Raw genomic sequence first — 14,968 nt, 5'->3', positions numbered from 1 at the left:
ACAAACCCGACGCTCCCACAGTGAAGGAACCACCGCAGTGTCCACTCCGCTTGCCAAGGGTCAGAACGGCCCACTGAGCGTCGACGACGTCATCGTCTCCCTCGAGCTGACCGCCGCCGCCGACCTGTCCGCGCTGCTCGTCACGGACTCGGGGAAGGTCCGCTCGGACGCCGACTTCGTCTTCTTCAACCAGCCGTCCGGTCCCGGCGTGCAACTCGTGCCCGGGGCCCCCGGCCAGGCGGCGTCGCTGAAGGTGTCCCTCGGCGCGGTACCCGCCGACATCGCCCAGGTGCGCGCGGTCATCACACTCGACGACGCCACCAGCAACTTCGGCCGCTCCGCCCCGCCGACGGCCCGGGTCACCGACGGCGCTGGAAACGCGCTGTACGAGTACCGGATCGACGGACTGAACTCCGAGTCGATCGTCATCGCGCTCGAGCTGTACCGCCGCCAGGGCGCGTGGAAGGTGCGGGCCGTCGGGCAGGGCTACGCCGGCGGTTTCGCCGCACTCGTCACCGATCACGGCGTGTCCGTCGACGACGCTCCCGCACCGGCGGCCGCCCCCGTCCAGCAGCCACCGGCACCGCAGGCCACCCCTGCTCCTGCCTACCCGCCGCCGGCTGCACCGGTTGCACCGCCTGTGCCCCCGGCGCCCGCCGCCCCTGCGGCTCCGGCCGAGGTCAGCCTCACCAAGTCGCGGCCGGTGAGCCTGAGCAAGGGGCAGAAGGTCACGCTCCGCAAGGACGGTGGCGTCGCGCTGACGTACATCCAGATGGGACTCGGCTGGGATCCGATCGAGAAGCGCGGCATGTTCGGAAACCGTTCCGCCAACGTCGACCTCGACGCGTCGGCGGTCCTGTTCGCGGACAGCAACATGGTCGACGTCGCCTACTACGGCCAGCTGACGTCGAAGGACGGGTCGATCCGGCACCAGGGCGACAACCTCACCGGCGAGGGCGCAGGCGACGACGAGGTGATCCTCGTGGATCTCACCCGCATTCCGCCGCATGTCTCGACCATCGTGTTCATCGTGACGTCGTACCGCGGGCACACGTTCGAACAGGTGAAGAACGCGTTCTGCCGCCTGGTGGACACCACGTCGAACGCCGAACTCGCCCGGTTCACGCTGCAGGGCGGGATGCCGTTCACCGGAATGGTGATGGCGAAGGTGTACCGGGTGGGCGGCGAATGGAAGCTCCAGGCCATCGGTGAGGGCATCCAGGCCAAGCACGCCGGTGAGGCCGCGCCTCAACTCGCCCGGTTCCTCGGCGTCTAGGGGCGGTTGGTGACGGTCCACCTCGTTCCGGGGCAGAACGCCCCGCTGCCGTCGCGCGTACTGCGTTTCCGCGCAGTCGACGCGACACCGGTCGACGTCTCGGCGTTGATCGTCGACGGCGATCTCCGCGCGCTGTCCTCGGACCATTTCGTGTTCTACAACCAGCGGCGCGCCGCCGGCGTGGAACTCGACGCGGACGGAACGGTCCGGCTGAACCTGGACGAGGTGGACGCCGCCGCGGCGGGGGTGCTCTGCGTGGTCAGTGTCGATCCGGCATCCCCGAGCGGTCCGGCGACGCTGGCCCGGTCGGGTCTGTCGGCCACGCTCGCCGATGAAAGCGGCGGTACCGTGGTCGTTTTCGACGTCCCGCTGGTCGGTTCCGAGGCGGCCGCGATCTGCCTGGAGATCTACCGCCGCGGCACCGACTGGAAGGTCCGCGCCGTCGGGCAGGGATACGACGGCGGCCTCGCCGAACTTCTCGCCAGGCACGGCGTCGACGTAGACGAACCCGCGCACCCTGTCGCCGAAGAGGTTCCGGCGACGCCCGGTCCGGCGGGCATACCGCTCGACCCGGCCCACTCGTTCGAGAGAGCGTGGATGATCTTCGAGGACGCCGCCCGTTCGGCGGCCTCGTTCCGGTCCTCCCGCGACTACGCGCAGACGCGGCTGGACGACGAACTGTCCGCGTCGGTGGCCGACCCGTCCACCCGCAACAGTCCGGCGGTCGCGCAGTCGCAAGCCCGGGCGCAGGAGCGGTCCGACGCCCTCGCCGCCGAGGCGCAACGCAAATTCGACGGCGAGACTTCGCAACTGGCCGAGGAACTCCGCGTCATCGATCCGCTGCTGCCGCGGTCGCTGGCCACGTTCGAATCCGCCGCGTGGACGAACCCGGTCACCCACACCGCCGTGACGGACGGCCTGAGGCTCGGCGAGTTGTCCGCACCGGACCTCGGCGAACTGCGGGTCCCGTTCTGCGTCCACTACCCGCTGGGGCGTCCCCTCTGGATCGTCGGCGAACCGGCCGAGGCCGCACCGGTCGTCGCGGCACTGGCTGCGCGCATGCTGGTGGCGTCGCCCGCGGCGTCGGGGCGGCTGGAGGTCGTCGACCTCAGTGGCTCGCTGTGCGAGTTCACCGAACCCCTCGGTGCGCTCCTGGCCTCGCCCGTCGTGTCCGCGGCGTCCGACGTCACCGCCCGGCTCTCCGCGCTGTCCGAGAGCGTCGACCTCGCAGAGATGGCGGCCCGCAACGGGATCCGGGACACCCTGCCGGAACCTCGGCTGGTGATCCTCGGCGACTTCCCGCACGGGTACGGCACCGAGGACGCCGCCCGCATCGTGCACCTCGCCGACCACGGTCCCGCAGTCGGGACGTCGCTGATCATCGTCGGCGACAGCGCCGGCGCCGCTGCGGATCCGGGAGTCGCGGTGCTCGAACGCATCGCGCAGCAGGTTCCGACGTCGGGGGTTCTCACCGTCTCCGACCCGTGGACGCGCAACGACTGGATCCTGACCCCCGACCGGCTCCCGGACCACCCCCTGCACCGGGCGTCGGTGCTGGATTCGCTGACCGGCCACGAAAGGTGAGTGCACCGTGACACGTCTTGCGCGCGGCGAGAACGTCGAGATCGTCTGTTCGCCGACGAGTGTCGCGGTCGCCGGTGCCCGCCGAGGCGAGGTCGACCTGATGGTCTTCCAACTCGGCGCGAACGGACGGGTGCGGTCCGACGGGGATTTCGTCTTCTTCAACAACCCCAGTTCACCCGAGGGGGCCGTGCGGTTGGCAGCGGCAGACGGCGTCGACCTCGATCTCGCGGCGGTGCCCGCCGACATCGACAAGCTCAGTATCGCCGTCGCCCTCGACGACTCGGTGCCCGGCAGTCTCGCCGATCGCGTCGGGTTGGGCGTTGTGATCGAGAACTCCGGGGTGTCGCTGGGGGCGGACGCGTCCGGGCTGAGCACCGAGCGCGCCGCCGTACTCGTCGAGGTGTATCGGCGTGGTTCCGGATGGAAGGTGCGCAACGTCTCGGCCGGGTGGGACGGCGGGCTCGCTGTCCTCGTCACCGAGCACGGCGTCGACGTGACGGATTCCGACTCCGCCGACGATGTTGCCGTGCGAACGGTGCCGGACGAGCTGGGTCTGACGTTCGAGAAGCGGCAGACGCTCGACATGCGCAAGCGTGAAGTCGCGAAGGTGTTGCTGCACAAGGGTGCAGGTGAGACGCGCGCCCGAGTCGTTCTGGTGATCGACAAGACGGGCAGCATGCGGCGTCAGTATTCGACCCGGGCGATCAACAGGGTGGTCGAGCGGATGGTGCCGGTGGCCACGCAGATCGACGACGACGGTCGCCTCGAACCGTATCTCTACGCCAAGAACTTCGCGCGCCTGCCCGACATCGCCGTGCACGAGGTCGACAGTTGGTGCGATACGTTCCTGCATCTCGGCGGCGTCCACGGCGGAATCGACTACAAGGCAATCGGCGGCTACAACGACGAACTGCCGATCATGACCGACATCGTCTCCAGTCTGCCGCCGCGGGGCGGGACCCCCACCCTCGTGCTGTTCTTCACCGACGGCGGATTCCAGCAGCGCGCCAAGATCAGCGAACTCATGCGCCGGGCGTCGAGTCTGCCCGCGTTCTGGCAGTTCGTCGGAATCGGCCGCGCCGACTACGGACTGCTCGAGAAACTCGACACCCTCGACGGGCGGACCCTCGACAACGCCGGGTTTTTCGCCGTCGACGACCTCGACAGGATCGACGACGCCGAACTGTACCGCCGCCTGCTCAGTGAGTTCCCCGACTGGCTGCGCGCCGCGAAGTCGGCGGGTGTGGTCGGGTGACGCACGGACACGAGTCACTCGTCGGGTAGTTCCACCCCGAGTTCGCGGGCCTTCGCGGCGACGGCGTCGGGGAAGACGTTGCGGAACAGGAACAGGTCCTGTCCGATCACCCAGCCGGGCGCGAGTTCGGTGGCGTAGCGCTCGAAGTAGCCGAGTTGCTTCCCGAACAGGACGAGTTCCTCCGGGCTGGCGACGCCCCAATTCTTGCCGATGCCGATGAGTGCCATGATGAGTTCGCTGAGCCGCAACTCGCCGAGGTCCCGGCCCAGCAGGGGTGCGAGGGCGGCCGCCACCTGGAGGCCGATCTCGTCGTCGGTGGCGTCGTTGTCCTGCGCGTAGCCGAGGTTGCGGATTCCGCGCGCCATGCGGGAGAAGTCGCCGTCGATCAGCGTCGCGTAGAACATGTCGCGCAGGATCTGCCGCCACGATTCGGGTAGCTCACCGACGATGCCGAAGTCGAGCATCGCGATGCGCCCGTCGTCGAGGACCCACAGGTTTCCGGCGTGCACGTCGCCGTGGAACGGGCCGTGCAGGATGACGGACTCGATCCACACCTTGACGCCGCGGCGGATCAGCATGCGGGTGTCCATGTGGACGAGGTCGGGGAACCGGTCGAGCGGCAGCCCGTACATGCGTTCCATGCAGATGACGTGCGGACCGCAGTAGTCCCAGTACACCTCCGGGGTGGTGACGCCCTTGTTGTCGCCGAAGGCGCCGATGTTCGTCCTGAACCGGGTCTGCCGGTCGGCCTCCACGGCGCTGTTGAGTTCGGTCATCGTGGCCGCGTGGAGATCGCGGATGATGGCGGTGGCGTTGGCGATGCGGAAGAACTCGAAGAGTTTCTCGAGGATCCGCGCACCCCAGTACGCGGTGCGCAGGTCCACCACCATGCGGCGGAAGATGTCGGGGCGCTGCACCTTGATGACGGCTTCCCGGCCGTCGGGGAGCACGCAGCCGTGGACCTGTGCGACGGAGGCGGCGGCAAGGGGGACGTCGTCGAACGACGCGAACAGCGCGTCGACGGGATGTCCCAGATCTGCCTCGATCACCCGGCGGGCCTCCTGCGCGGGTACCGGCGGCACGTCGTCGAGACACCGCAGGCAGGCGTTGGCCAGCGGGGCGGGAAACACGCCGGACGACGACGCCATCAGCTGCCCGACCTTCACGAACGTCGGGCCGAGCACCTCGAATCCGTTGACCAGGCCCTCCGACGCCGCGTCCGCGAGGGTGCGGCCGCGACGCCGGACGGGCCAGGTGACGAGCGAGAGCAGTGTGTAGGCGACGACGACCACGCCGATGACCAGCGCCCGCCACAACTCGGCCGCGCGGAACCGGTCGAGTCTCGCGGAATGCACGGTCAGGGCTGCAGGTGGCGGCCCCGAAGCGTATGGGCCGACCGGACGTGGCGTTGGCTCGTGCACAGTTCCTACCTTGCGTTCAGTCCTGCCTGCCGTTCAGAAGGGGACCATACCCCGACCGTTTCGGCGAACGCTTTTCAGTATGCGGTACCCGCCATCACACTATTTCGTTAGCAGAACTCAGAGTCCCAGCGCGCCCGCGAGTTCCCGCAGCGCAGGGATGGGATCGTCACCGGCGGGCAGCACCTGGATCGCGACGTGATCGGCGCCCGCGTCCAGATGTTCGCGGAGGCGGCCCGCGATGTAGGGGGCGTCGCCGTGGGCGGCGAGTGCGTCGATCAGCTCGTCGCTGCCGCCGTTCGCGATCTGCTCGTCGGTGTACCCGAGCCGCTTCAGGTTGTTGACGTAATTGCGCAGATGCAGGTACGGATTCTCGACCGCCGCACGTCCGACGGGACGAGCCCGTTCCGGATCGGTGTCCAGCACGACCTTCTGCTCCGGTGCGATCACCGGGCCGGGGCCGAGCAGCTCACGCGCTTCCCGGGTGTGCTGCGGAGTGGTCAGGTACGGGTGGGCGCCTGCGGCGCGGGCCGCCGACAGCTCGAGCACCTTCGGGCCGAGCGCGGCGAGGACGCGTCGTCCCGCCGGGACCCCCGCGGCGTCGAGGACGTCGAGGTACTCCACGAGCGCGGCATACGGCTTGTTGTAGTTCAGACCGGGTTGTTCGGGATGGCCGACGCCGATGCCGAGGAGGAAGCGCCCCGGATGACGGGCCTCGAGCCGGTGGAAGGAGGTCGCGATGTCGTCGGCGGGTGCGGTCCAGATGTTCACGATGCCGGTCGCGACGGTGATGGTGGACGTCGCGTCGAGCAGGCGTTCGGCGACGTCGAGGTCGGCAGGCGGCGAACCGCCGATCCAGATCGCGCCGTAACCTGCCGATTCGATCGCGGCACCCACCTCGGGTGCCAATCCGCCGGCGTGACGCCAGACGCCGAACTGTCCGAGCTGCGGGGTTTCTCCTGTGGTCTCCGTCATGTGGCGTGCAACCTTCCCTCGCGCACATTCATTCCGGCATCTCAGATCTGGTGGAGCCACGACCGGAACAGCAGTGCGCCGGCGACGGCGAGGACCAGCGCGACGGGCACGACCCATGCCGGACCGCCGTCGCCGAGCAGGCGCCGGGTGAGTCCGGTCTGCAGCACCGCGATGCCCCGCAGGATCCACACGGCGACCGGCACGAGCAGCAGACCGAGCACGAGATGCACCAGCCAGGCGCCGGCGAGCGTCGGGCCACCCCAGCTGTACGCGTAGGAGTCGTCGGTGATCAGCCCGTAGAACAGCCCGCGGAACGCGGCGATCACGCTCAGGGCTACCACAAACCATGCGACCGTCCCGACCAGGAGCGACAGCACGGAGTGGGTGAGGACGCGCAGCGGCGACGACGGACGCGCCTGTTCGGACCACCGGCCGGCGGCGTCGAGTTGCCACCGCGTGGCCCACCGGTGCTGCCCGATCGCGGCGGCGCCGAGTGCGGCGAGGCCGGCGGGAAAGGCCCTCAGCGCGAACAGGGCACGGCGAGCGGAGTCGGTGGTGAACGGATTCACGGTCGTCGAGTAGGTCTGGTCGGCAGACATGGCTCGACGGTATCGGCCGACTCCGCGGCTGCACATCATCCTGCAGAACGATATTCGCCGCCGCAGGCAGTGGGGTCGATCAGCTGCCGGGCGCCCGATATTCGGCGTCGCGGCGAACTGCGTCGTCCACCTGCTCCGGTGTCAGCAGCGCTACCGATTCCGACCGTGCCGCCCCGGAGGCGGCGGTGCGGATGCCGAGCGCGGCGGCGGCCACGTCGTCGGGCACATCACCGATCACGAACAGATCCCGGCCACCCAGTGCGAAGTAGCAGGATTCGACTGTGCCCCCGACGCTTTCGACCATCTGGGTGATCGCGTCGCGTCGTGCGGTGCCGCCTTCGCTGAGCAGTCCTTTCGCGCCTTCGGGTGAGTACGTGACCTGCCAGAGATATCTCGGCATCGGTGCCTCCTCGATTGTGGGGTCTTCTCATGGTTCTCCCGGGACGGGCCACATGCAATAGGTTCCGCGCTAGGGTCGGGAGATGGCGCAGGCCCGCGTAGGTATTTCCGGCTGGACGTATCCCGGGTGGCGCGGCGACTTCTACCCGGAAGGACTGGCGCATCGCAAGGAGTTGGCCTACGCCGCGGGGCGTTTGACGTCGATCGAGATCAACGGTTCCTTCTATGCGTTGCAGCGGCCGACGAGTTTTGCGAAGTGGCGCGACGAGACACCGGACGATTTCGTGTTCGCCGTCAAGGGCGGTCGCTACATCACGCACATGAAACGACTCGTCGGTGTCGAGGCGGCGCTGGCGAACTTCCTCGCCTCCGGGGTGCTCGCGCTGGGCCCGAAGCTCGGACCGCTGCTGTGGCAACTGCCCCCGACGCTCGCGTTCGACGCGGCGAGTCTCGCAGCGTTCCTGGGCCAGTTGCCGCGGACGACCGCCGAGGCCGTGGCGCTCGCAGAGCGGCACGACGACAAGCTCACCGGCGACCGGACGTGGACCGAAACCGACGCCGACCGCCCCGTCCGTCACGCGCTCGAGGTTCGCCACCACAGCTTCGAGGCGGAGGAGGCGAAGGAGTTGCTCCGCGCGCACGACGTCGCGTTCGTCGTCGCCGACACGGCGGGCCGGTACCCGTTCGTGGAGGCGGTCACGAGCGATTTCGTCTACCTGCGGTTGCACGGCGACAAGGAACTGTATGCGAGCGGCTACACCGACGAGGCCCTCGACGAGTGGGCGCGCAAGATCGGGCGGTGGCGGGGGCAGGGGCTCGACTGCTTCGCCTACTTCGACAACGACATGAAGGGGTACGCCCCGTTCGACGCGCTGCGGCTGATCGAGCGGCTGCGCTGACTGTCGGTGCCCCATGATTCAGTAGCCTCGGTTCGACGGATACGAGAAGAGGATCTACCGGATGTGGCCCACTCACTGGCCTGCTGTTGCGCGTGACATCGCCGAAGCGCTGGACGTCGCCATCGTCGCGGCACGGGCGTCGGATGCGGCCGCGCTGACCGAGGCGACCGAAGACCTGGCGGCCCTGCCCGCGGAGCAGGTCGGCGCGGTGCTGGCCGGGGTGGTCCGGGAACTCCTCGAGACGCTGCACCCGGACGGACTGACGGGGGAGGACGTGCAGGAGGTGCTCACCCGGTGCGCGCGGGCGGCGGCGCTCTGGTTGCCTGCCGTGAACGTCGACTCCTTGGTCACCGTGCTGACCGGCGCGCTCGGTGTGGCCGACGTCGAGGAGAACCCGCGCAGGCCCGAGCATTCCGTCGAGGCCGCGATCCTGGTGATCGCCGACCTTCTGAGCGCGGCGGAGGTGCCCGCCGACGGCTACGTGCGCCGGGCGCTCGACGAGATCGCGCGCGCCGAAACCGTGGAGATGCCCTGAGTCCACTGGCCGATCTACGGGCGCAGTCCTGACTCGACGTTGGCGGCGATCCGTCGGAGCAGACCCGCCAGCACCGCGCGCTCGTCCTCGTCCAGTCCCTCGAGGAATTGCCGGTCGCGTTCGACGCGCTGCGGGAATTCGGTGTCGACGAGGGCGCGTCCGGCCTCGGTCAGGTGGAGCAGCACGACGCGGCCGTCCCGTTCGAAGGGCAGCCGTTCCACGAGTCCCAGTCGGCCGAGGCGGTCGACGTGCTTGGTGGTGGAGGCGCCGCTGAGCATGGTCACGGCGGTGACCTCGCTGGCCCGCAGGGGCCGGTCGCTGCGGGCGAGCACGCACAGGACGTCGAACTCGGCCCGCGAGACCCCGCTCGCGTCGAGGGCGCGGTCGAGTTGCTGCAGGGCCTGGGATCCGATCCGGGTGATGCGACCCATCACCTCGATCGGTGAGGTGTCCACGTCGGGATGGGTCTCCGCCCATTCGCGTCGTACGCGATCGGTGAAATCCTCATCCGGACGTGGGGCAGGGCTCATGAAAACCATCGTAGCGACCAACTTCACACTATTTCACAACTATTTTACTAGTGAAATATACGGTAGGCTCGGGTCATGCAGGCTTCTCCTCGATTCGCACCCGACCTCAGCCGGCTCCATCACTCTCGTGGGGCGTTGGCCCACTCGGTGGCGCCGTCGACGTGGCGCCGGGCGTTCGAGGTCCGGACCGCGGACGCCACCATCGCCCCCGCCCTGCGGGTGGGTGCGGCGACGGCGCTGGTGCTGGTGATCGGCGGCCTGCTCGGGCACGGCAACCTCGCCGGCTTCGCGGCGCTGGGTGCGCTGACCGCCGCGTTCGGCCGATACGAGCCGTACCCGCGGCTCGCCCGCAAGACGGGTCTCGTCGGTGTCGCACTCGTCGTCTTCGTCGCCGGGGGAGCACTCCTCGGTGCGGCCGGACTGTCCCTCTGGCTGCAGATAGCGGTCATGGCCGTGGCGTCGGGGATCGCTGCATGGCTGCTGGCGGCGTTCCGGATCGCCGGCCCCGGTCCCGTCATCCTGATCTTCGCGGCCACCGCGGCGGCCGGGTACTCGACGCGGCTCGCGGATCTCGGACCGGCGGTCGTCGCCGTGGCGACGGGTGTCGCCGTGGGCTGGCTCGCCGCCATGGCGCCCTGCCTGTTCGTTCCTCTCGGTCCCGCGCGACTGGCGGTGGCGCGGGCGCTCGCCGCCGTCGCACAGCTGGAACGTGCGCACGACGCCTCCGCGATCGCGGCCGCCCGCAAGGCCATCGACAACGCGAGGGACGTGATCGCGCACAGCGGCCGGGGCAGGGACGGTCACTCCCATCAGTTGTTCGCGCTTCTCGCCGAAGCCGACACCGTGGTCGATCGGTGGGCGCACGAGCGTGACCACGACACCCTGCGTGCGCTCGTCGATCACGAGTCCGAGCTTCGTAAGGTGAAGCGCCGCAGCGACCTTCCGGCTTTCGATGTGGAGGCCGCGGCGTTGCCGAAGCCGGCCGGCTTCCTCGCGGAAGGGCTCCGGGGACTGCGGTCGCGTGAGGGGATCGTCAACGCCGCCCGTATTGCCGCCGCCGCAGCACTGGCCGGATGGATTTGTGTGGCAGTGGGATTGGAACATCCGCTGTGGGCGTCGATGGGTGCGATGGCCGCGATGCAGGGGTTCAACTTCAGTCAGACCGTGCAGCGGGGGATTCAACGTCTCGTCGGCAACGTGGCGGGCGCTGTCCTCGCCGCCGGGCTGATCGCCGCGGCGATGGGGTACTGGCAGACCGTCGTGGTGATCGTGGTGCTGCAGACCGTGACAGAACTGGTGGTCATCAAGAACTACGCGTTCGCGTCCGTCGCCATCACTCCCATGGCGCTGCTGCTCACGGGTCTCGGGTCGGCGGTGGCGCCGGACATCGCGGTGAGCCGCGTCGTCGACACCCTCGTCGGTGTGGTGGTCGGTGTGATCGTCTCGGCCGTCGCGATCAGCCGGACCGACCACCATCACGTGGCCTGAGGACGCTCAGATTCCCGTCGCCGAGACGTAACCGGCGAACCCGATCGCGCACGCGGCCGCGCAGAGGACGAGGGTCCCGCACGCCACCGGCCACGCGACCGTGTGCCGCGCGATGTGGGCGATCGTGACCGCGCCGCCCATCACGGTCACCAGTGCCGCGACCGCGAGTGAGACGCACACCGCGATCCACGCGTTCTCGGCGCTGCAGGTCTCGGGTGGGCAGTAGTCCAGGAACAGCAGCCAGAAGAACGCCGCGACCGCGGAGATGCTGGCGACCGCGACCGCGACGACGATCGCCGCCGCAGACACCGCCACGTCCCAGCCGTTGAGTCGCGGCAACTGCTCGTCACCGGCACGTGGGTGATTCCATGGTTGTGGCGCAGGCCCCCCTTGCTGCATGTTCGTCACAGTACAGCCGCGGCCGGGAAGATCGGCGGCGGCAGCGGAGACCCGTCCGGGCGCAACCCGGCGAGGAAGACCGTGATCAGCCGCGGAACGAGATTGGCCGTCGTGTTCTCGAACATCAGCACGTGCGGCCGGGTGAGCATCGCGATCCCCATGACGATCTCGAGCGGCACGATGTCCTCGCGGACCAGCCCGAACTCCTGGAGTCGGTGAACGAGCTCGGTGACCGTCGCCTTCGTCTGCTCCCTCGTGTCGCGCACGTCGGGCGGCAGTTCGTCGAGGCTGTCGACCAGCGCGGGAACCAACGCTCCGATCCGCAGTTCGACCACCGCGTCGACGAACCGTCGCCATGCCGCGTCGGGTTCGTCCGCGCACTCGTCCAGCGCCCGGACGGCGAGTTCCCGGACCTCGGCGAGCGTCGTCCGGGCGACGGCGTGGGCGAGGTCGTCCCGGCTCGGAAAATTCCGGTACAAGGTGGCGATCCCGACGCCGGCGTGCGCGGCGATGGCGTCGAGTGGCGCATCGTGGCCGCGGTCGGCGAACACCGCCCGGGCCGCCTTGATCAGGGTGTTGCGGCGTTCCAGCGCGTCGGCTCGCATCGGGGCACCTCTTTCGTTTGACAACCCAGCATAACCGGAGGAATATTCTCCACAAATACTGGAGGAATTTCCTCCACTTAGTTGAAGGGGAGTCCGATGAGCACTTCGGATACCGGGACACTCGACCCGCGCATCGAATCTGCCGGGCAGGCGAGCAACGGCCCGTCCGATCCGGTGAAAATGATCGCCGTCGTGCTGGGACTCACCGCCGTGATCGCCGTGATGCTGCTGGCGTTCGCGCTGCCTGCCGTCCACAGCGGCCCACACGACCTGCGGCTGGGCGTCGCGGGACCCGACGCGGCCGTCACCCGGATCGACGCCGCACTCGAGGCAGGTCGACCGGGGGCCTTCGCCACCGAGCGGTTCGCGGACGCCGAGGCGGTCCGGACGGCGATCGAGCACCGGGAGGTGGTCGGCGGAATCGTCGCGACACCGGAGGGCATGAAGGTCCTGTCCGCCGGCGCAGGCGGGGCACCCATCGCGCAGACGATGAACGGTCTCGCAGCGGGCATGAGCGCGACTGCGGGACAGCCTGTTCCGGTCGAGGACGTCGTTCCGTTGACGGCCGACGACCCCGCCGGGGCCGGCCTCGGCGGCTTGGCGCTTCCGCTGGTCTTCGGCGGCATGATCCCCGCGATCGTGCTGGTACGACTGTTCCCGCACAGCGTCAAGAGCAGGGTGGCGGGTGCGGTGCTCTTCGCCGTGAGCGCCGGACTGGCGCTGACCGCAATTCTGCAGTTCGGTCTCGGAAGTGTCGATGGTGACTACTGGACGACTTCCGGTGCCGTCATCCTCGGAATCGCCGCCATCTCCCTGACCGTCCTCGGGCTCGAATCGGTTCTGGGCATCGCGGGGTTCGCGCTCGGCGCGGTGACGATGATGTTCCTCGCCAACCCGCTGTCGGGACTGGCGACCTCCCCGGCATGGCTGCCCTCGGGGTGGGGCGCGTTCGGTCAGCTCCTGCCGCCCGGAGCGGCGGGAACCGTGGTGCGGTCGACGGCGTTCTTCGACGGACACGGAGCCGGCGCGGGCCTGCTCGTGCTGAGCTGCTGGATCCTGTTCGGGCTCGGCCTGTGCGTGGTATCCGGACTGCGTGAGCGGCGCGCCCCGCAAGAACCGGCCGTCGCCTGACGCTGTGGTTTGATGGCGGCATGGGGGAACGACGGATCGTCCGCCGACTGGTCGGCATCGGAGCGGGCCTCGGCGCGCTCGCGGTCCTCGTCGTCGCGGCCTCGACGGTGTGGATCTCGCGCGAGGCCGAGGGGCACGTCTACGACGTCGAGGACGCACCCGAAGCTCCCGTGGTCATCGTTCTCGGTGCGCAGGTGCGCGACGGCAAACCCCGGGAGTATCTGGCCGGGCGCCTCGACGTCGCCGTCCGCCTCGTGCAGGACGGGCGTGCGCGGGCGGTGCTCGTCTCGGGCGACGGCGCAGGCAGATCCGGCGACGAGATCGCGGCGATGACGGAATACCTGGTCGAGAAGGGCATCGACCGCAGCCGGATCGTCGGCGACCGGTACGGGCTCGACACGTACGACACGTGCGCGAGGGCCGTCCAGATGTACGGAGTGACCAAGGCGCTCATCGTCACTCAGGGTTTCCACGTCCCCCGCGCGGTCGCGCTGTGCCGCGGCGCCGGAATCGACGTCGCCGGCGTCAACGCCGGGTGCGAATGCCGCCCGGTCACGATGGCCAGGAACACCGTGCGCGAATCGCTGGCGCGGCCCAAGGCCGTCCTCGACCTGCTGTCCGGACGCGACCCGGTGGTGGTCTCCGAACCCGAAGACTCGCTCGGCAAGGCCCTCGCCGCCGGGGACTGACCTCGAACCGCCGCGGTGCGGTAGTCGCGTCGGTAGGCTTCGACCCGTCGACGATCGGGAGGCTCACGATGGTTGCGGGTGCACGACCGGATCCCGGTCCGCGCGAGGTCCGGAAATGGCGTCGCTACCTCGCCGACGAACGTGCCGAGGCCGCCGTCTACCGCGATCTCGCGAAACGCCGCACCGGCGAGGAACGCGAGATTCTGCTGGCGCTCGCCGACGCCGAGGGACGGCACGAGGCGCACTGGCGTGCGCTGCTCGGCGAGCACGTCGGCAAACCCGTTCGCGGTGACGTCCGCACGCGCATCCTCGGCGTGCTGGCCCGGCGGTTCGGATCGGTGTTCGTGCTCGCCCTCGCGCAACGCGCGGAGACCCGATCGCCGTACCCGACGGACGTCGACGCCACCGTCGCCATGGGCGCGGACGAACGCATCCACGAAGAAGTGGTGCGGGCGCTGGCGGCGCGTGGGCGAAATCGTCTGTCCGGCACGTTTCGTGCTGCCGTGTTCGGTGCCAACGACGGCCTGGTCAGCAATCTCGCCCTCGTGCTCGGCATCAGCGGTAGCGGCGTCGACAATCACATCGTGCTACTGACGGGGCTCGCCGGGCTGCTCGCGGGCGCGCTGTCGATGGGTGCGGGCGAGTACGTGTCCGTGCGGTCGCAGCGCGAATTGCTCGAGGCGTCGGCGCCGGGGGAGGGCGCCCGCGAGGCGGTGCCGCTCCTCGACGTCGACGCGAACGAACTCGCACTCGTGTACCGGGCGCGGGGCATGCCCGCCGAGGACGCCGAGAAACGCGCGGCCGACGTGTTGCGGAGAGCCGCTGCGCCCGAGCCTGTTTCGGGTGCGGAGGCCGTCGACGAACACGAGGCCATCGGCACCGGGCTCGGTGCGGCGGCGGCGAGCTTCTGCTTCTTCGCGTCCGGTGCGGTGATCCCCGTGCTGCCGTATCTCTTCGGCATGGAAGGGACCGCCGCGCTCATGGTCGCGGCCGCGCTCGTCGGCGTCGCGCTGCTCGGAACCGGCCTGGTGGTGGGGTTGCTGTCGGGTGGACCCCCGGTCAAACGGGCGCTACGCCAGCTGGCAATCGGGTACGGCGCAGCCGCCGCTACCTATCTGCTGGGCATGCTGTTCGGAACCGGCGCCTGAGAAAGCTTGTCGCTGCCTGTCAGACATCACAGCCCCTT

At 69.4% G+C, this 14,968-nt stretch carries 16 protein-coding genes; 9 read left to right on the top strand and 7 right to left on the bottom strand.

Translation table 11 applies throughout. From position 1 onward, the window contains the following. Positions 1-37 precede the first annotated feature (37 nt). Genes I1A62_RS19290 through I1A62_RS19280 form a run of 3 tightly spaced genes read left to right on the top strand, consistent with a single transcriptional unit; the run spans position 38 to position 4,115 of the window. Positions 38-1,276 (top strand): TerD family protein, encoded by a 1,239-nt coding sequence (locus tag I1A62_RS19290; RefSeq protein ID WP_124391022.1) that lies wholly within the window; start codon positions 38-40, stop codon positions 1,274-1,276. Between the two features lie 9 nt (positions 1,277-1,285). Then, entirely contained in the window at positions 1,286-2,860 is a 1,575-nt protein-coding gene (locus I1A62_RS19285; RefSeq protein WP_219459451.1) for a TerD family protein, read from the top strand. A 7-nt stretch (positions 2,861-2,867) separates the two neighbouring features. Beyond that, entirely contained in the window at positions 2,868-4,115 is a 1,248-nt protein-coding gene (locus I1A62_RS19280; RefSeq protein ID WP_219459450.1) for a VWA domain-containing protein, read from the top strand. Between the two features lie 14 nt (positions 4,116-4,129). On the opposite strand, the gene I1A62_RS19275 is transcribed toward I1A62_RS19280, so the two are convergent. The 4 genes from I1A62_RS19275 to I1A62_RS19260 form a co-directional block, all read right to left on the bottom strand. Further along, positions 4,130-5,536, bottom strand: coding sequence for an AarF/ABC1/UbiB kinase family protein (locus I1A62_RS19275; RefSeq protein WP_219459449.1), 1,407 nt, complete (start codon positions 5,534-5,536; stop codon positions 4,130-4,132). 117 nt (positions 5,537-5,653) lie between these two features. Next, positions 5,654-6,508 (bottom strand): LLM class F420-dependent oxidoreductase, encoded by an 855-nt coding sequence (locus I1A62_RS19270; protein WP_124391026.1) that lies wholly within the window; start codon positions 6,506-6,508, stop codon positions 5,654-5,656. A 41-nt stretch (positions 6,509-6,549) separates the two neighbouring features. Continuing rightward, on the bottom strand, positions 6,550-7,107 hold the full coding sequence (locus I1A62_RS19265) for a hypothetical protein (RefSeq protein WP_219459448.1): 558 nt from the start codon (positions 7,105-7,107) through the stop codon (positions 6,550-6,552). A gap of 79 nt (positions 7,108-7,186) precedes the next feature. Then, positions 7,187-7,507, bottom strand: coding sequence for a GYD domain-containing protein (locus I1A62_RS19260; RefSeq protein WP_124391028.1), 321 nt, complete (start codon positions 7,505-7,507; stop codon positions 7,187-7,189). Positions 7,508-7,589: 82 nt separating this feature from the next. Here I1A62_RS19260 and I1A62_RS19255 point away from each other — a divergent pair, with 82 nt between their 5' ends. Next, on the top strand, positions 7,590-8,405 hold the full coding sequence (locus I1A62_RS19255) for a DUF72 domain-containing protein (protein ID WP_219459447.1): 816 nt from the start codon (positions 7,590-7,592) through the stop codon (positions 8,403-8,405). Between the two features lie 61 nt (positions 8,406-8,466). Further along, positions 8,467-8,940 carry a hypothetical protein gene (locus I1A62_RS19250; protein ID WP_219459446.1) on the top strand — a complete coding sequence of 158 codons (474 nt, stop codon included), beginning with the start codon at positions 8,467-8,469 and terminating at the stop codon, positions 8,938-8,940. A 14-nt stretch (positions 8,941-8,954) separates the two neighbouring features. On the opposite strand, the gene I1A62_RS19245 is transcribed toward I1A62_RS19250, so the two are convergent. Then, entirely contained in the window at positions 8,955-9,479 is a 525-nt protein-coding gene (locus tag I1A62_RS19245; protein ID WP_219459445.1) for a MarR family winged helix-turn-helix transcriptional regulator, read from the bottom strand. A 66-nt stretch (positions 9,480-9,545) separates the two neighbouring features. On the opposite strand from I1A62_RS19245, the gene I1A62_RS19240 reads away from it, so the two are divergent. Further along, positions 9,546-10,958 (top strand): FUSC family protein, encoded by a 1,413-nt coding sequence (locus tag I1A62_RS19240; protein WP_219459444.1) that lies wholly within the window; start codon positions 9,546-9,548, stop codon positions 10,956-10,958. A gap of 6 nt (positions 10,959-10,964) precedes the next feature. On the opposite strand, the gene I1A62_RS19235 is transcribed toward I1A62_RS19240, so the two are convergent. Together I1A62_RS19235 and I1A62_RS19230 are read right to left on the bottom strand one after the other, a co-directional pair. Then, positions 10,965-11,357: a hypothetical protein gene (locus I1A62_RS19235; protein ID WP_257890842.1), complete on the bottom strand. Its 393-nt coding sequence runs from the start codon at positions 11,355-11,357 to the stop codon at positions 10,965-10,967. Between the two features lie 5 nt (positions 11,358-11,362). Continuing rightward, the gene (locus tag I1A62_RS19230; RefSeq protein WP_124391033.1) at positions 11,363-11,962 is read right to left on the bottom strand and encodes a TetR/AcrR family transcriptional regulator; all 600 of its coding nucleotides are present in this window, start codon (positions 11,960-11,962) and stop codon (positions 11,363-11,365) included. A gap of 96 nt (positions 11,963-12,058) precedes the next feature. On the opposite strand from I1A62_RS19230, the gene I1A62_RS19225 reads away from it, so the two are divergent. From I1A62_RS19225 to I1A62_RS19215, 3 genes are all read left to right on the top strand, one after another. Beyond that, complete coding sequence (locus I1A62_RS19225; RefSeq protein ID WP_124391034.1) at positions 12,059-13,093, top strand: ABC transporter permease; 1,035 nt, start codon at positions 12,059-12,061, stop codon at positions 13,091-13,093. 20 nt (positions 13,094-13,113) lie between these two features. Continuing rightward, complete coding sequence (locus tag I1A62_RS19220; RefSeq protein WP_219459443.1) at positions 13,114-13,782, top strand: vancomycin high temperature exclusion protein; 669 nt, start codon at positions 13,114-13,116, stop codon at positions 13,780-13,782. Between the two features lie 68 nt (positions 13,783-13,850). After that, complete coding sequence (locus I1A62_RS19215; protein ID WP_124391036.1) at positions 13,851-14,930, top strand: VIT1/CCC1 family protein; 1,080 nt, start codon at positions 13,851-13,853, stop codon at positions 14,928-14,930. Positions 14,931-14,968: the final 38 nt, after the last annotated feature.

Source organism: Rhodococcus sp. USK10, assembly GCF_019378875.1.
Taxonomy (GTDB): Bacteria; Actinomycetota; Actinomycetes; order Mycobacteriales; family Mycobacteriaceae; genus Rhodococcus_F; species Rhodococcus_F pseudokoreensis.
This window is presented reverse-complemented; position numbering and strand designations above follow the sequence as displayed.

What these genes read in the sequence shown, in the direction of transcription:
- I1A62_RS19260 (WP_124391028.1), bottom strand. Translation starts at nt 7,507, where the DNA reads ATGCCGAGATATCTCTGGCAGGTCACGTACTCACCCGAAGGCGCGAAA.
- I1A62_RS19270 (WP_124391026.1), bottom strand. Translation starts at nt 6,508, where the DNA reads ATGACGGAGACCACAGGAGAAACCCCGCAGCTCGGACAGTTCGGCGTC.
- I1A62_RS19230 (WP_124391033.1), bottom strand. Translation starts at nt 11,962, where the DNA reads ATGCGAGCCGACGCGCTGGAACGCCGCAACACCCTGATCAAGGCGGCC.
- I1A62_RS19250 (WP_219459446.1), top strand. Translation starts at nt 8,467, where the DNA reads ATGTGGCCCACTCACTGGCCTGCTGTTGCGCGTGACATCGCCGAAGCG.
- I1A62_RS19265 (WP_219459448.1), bottom strand. Translation starts at nt 7,107, where the DNA reads ATGTCTGCCGACCAGACCTACTCGACGACCGTGAATCCGTTCACCACC.
- I1A62_RS19240 (WP_219459444.1), top strand. Translation starts at nt 9,546, where the DNA reads ATGCAGGCTTCTCCTCGATTCGCACCCGACCTCAGCCGGCTCCATCAC.
- I1A62_RS19225 (WP_124391034.1), top strand. Translation starts at nt 12,059, where the DNA reads ATGAGCACTTCGGATACCGGGACACTCGACCCGCGCATCGAATCTGCC.
- I1A62_RS19235 (WP_257890842.1), bottom strand. Translation starts at nt 11,357, where the DNA reads ATGCAGCAAGGGGGGCCTGCGCCACAACCATGGAATCACCCACGTGCC.
- I1A62_RS19255 (WP_219459447.1), top strand. Translation starts at nt 7,590, where the DNA reads ATGGCGCAGGCCCGCGTAGGTATTTCCGGCTGGACGTATCCCGGGTGG.
- I1A62_RS19245 (WP_219459445.1), bottom strand. Translation starts at nt 9,479, where the DNA reads ATGGTTTTCATGAGCCCTGCCCCACGTCCGGATGAGGATTTCACCGAT.
- I1A62_RS19215 (WP_124391036.1), top strand. Translation starts at nt 13,851, where the DNA reads ATGGTTGCGGGTGCACGACCGGATCCCGGTCCGCGCGAGGTCCGGAAA.
- I1A62_RS19220 (WP_219459443.1), top strand. Translation starts at nt 13,114, where the DNA reads ATGGGGGAACGACGGATCGTCCGCCGACTGGTCGGCATCGGAGCGGGC.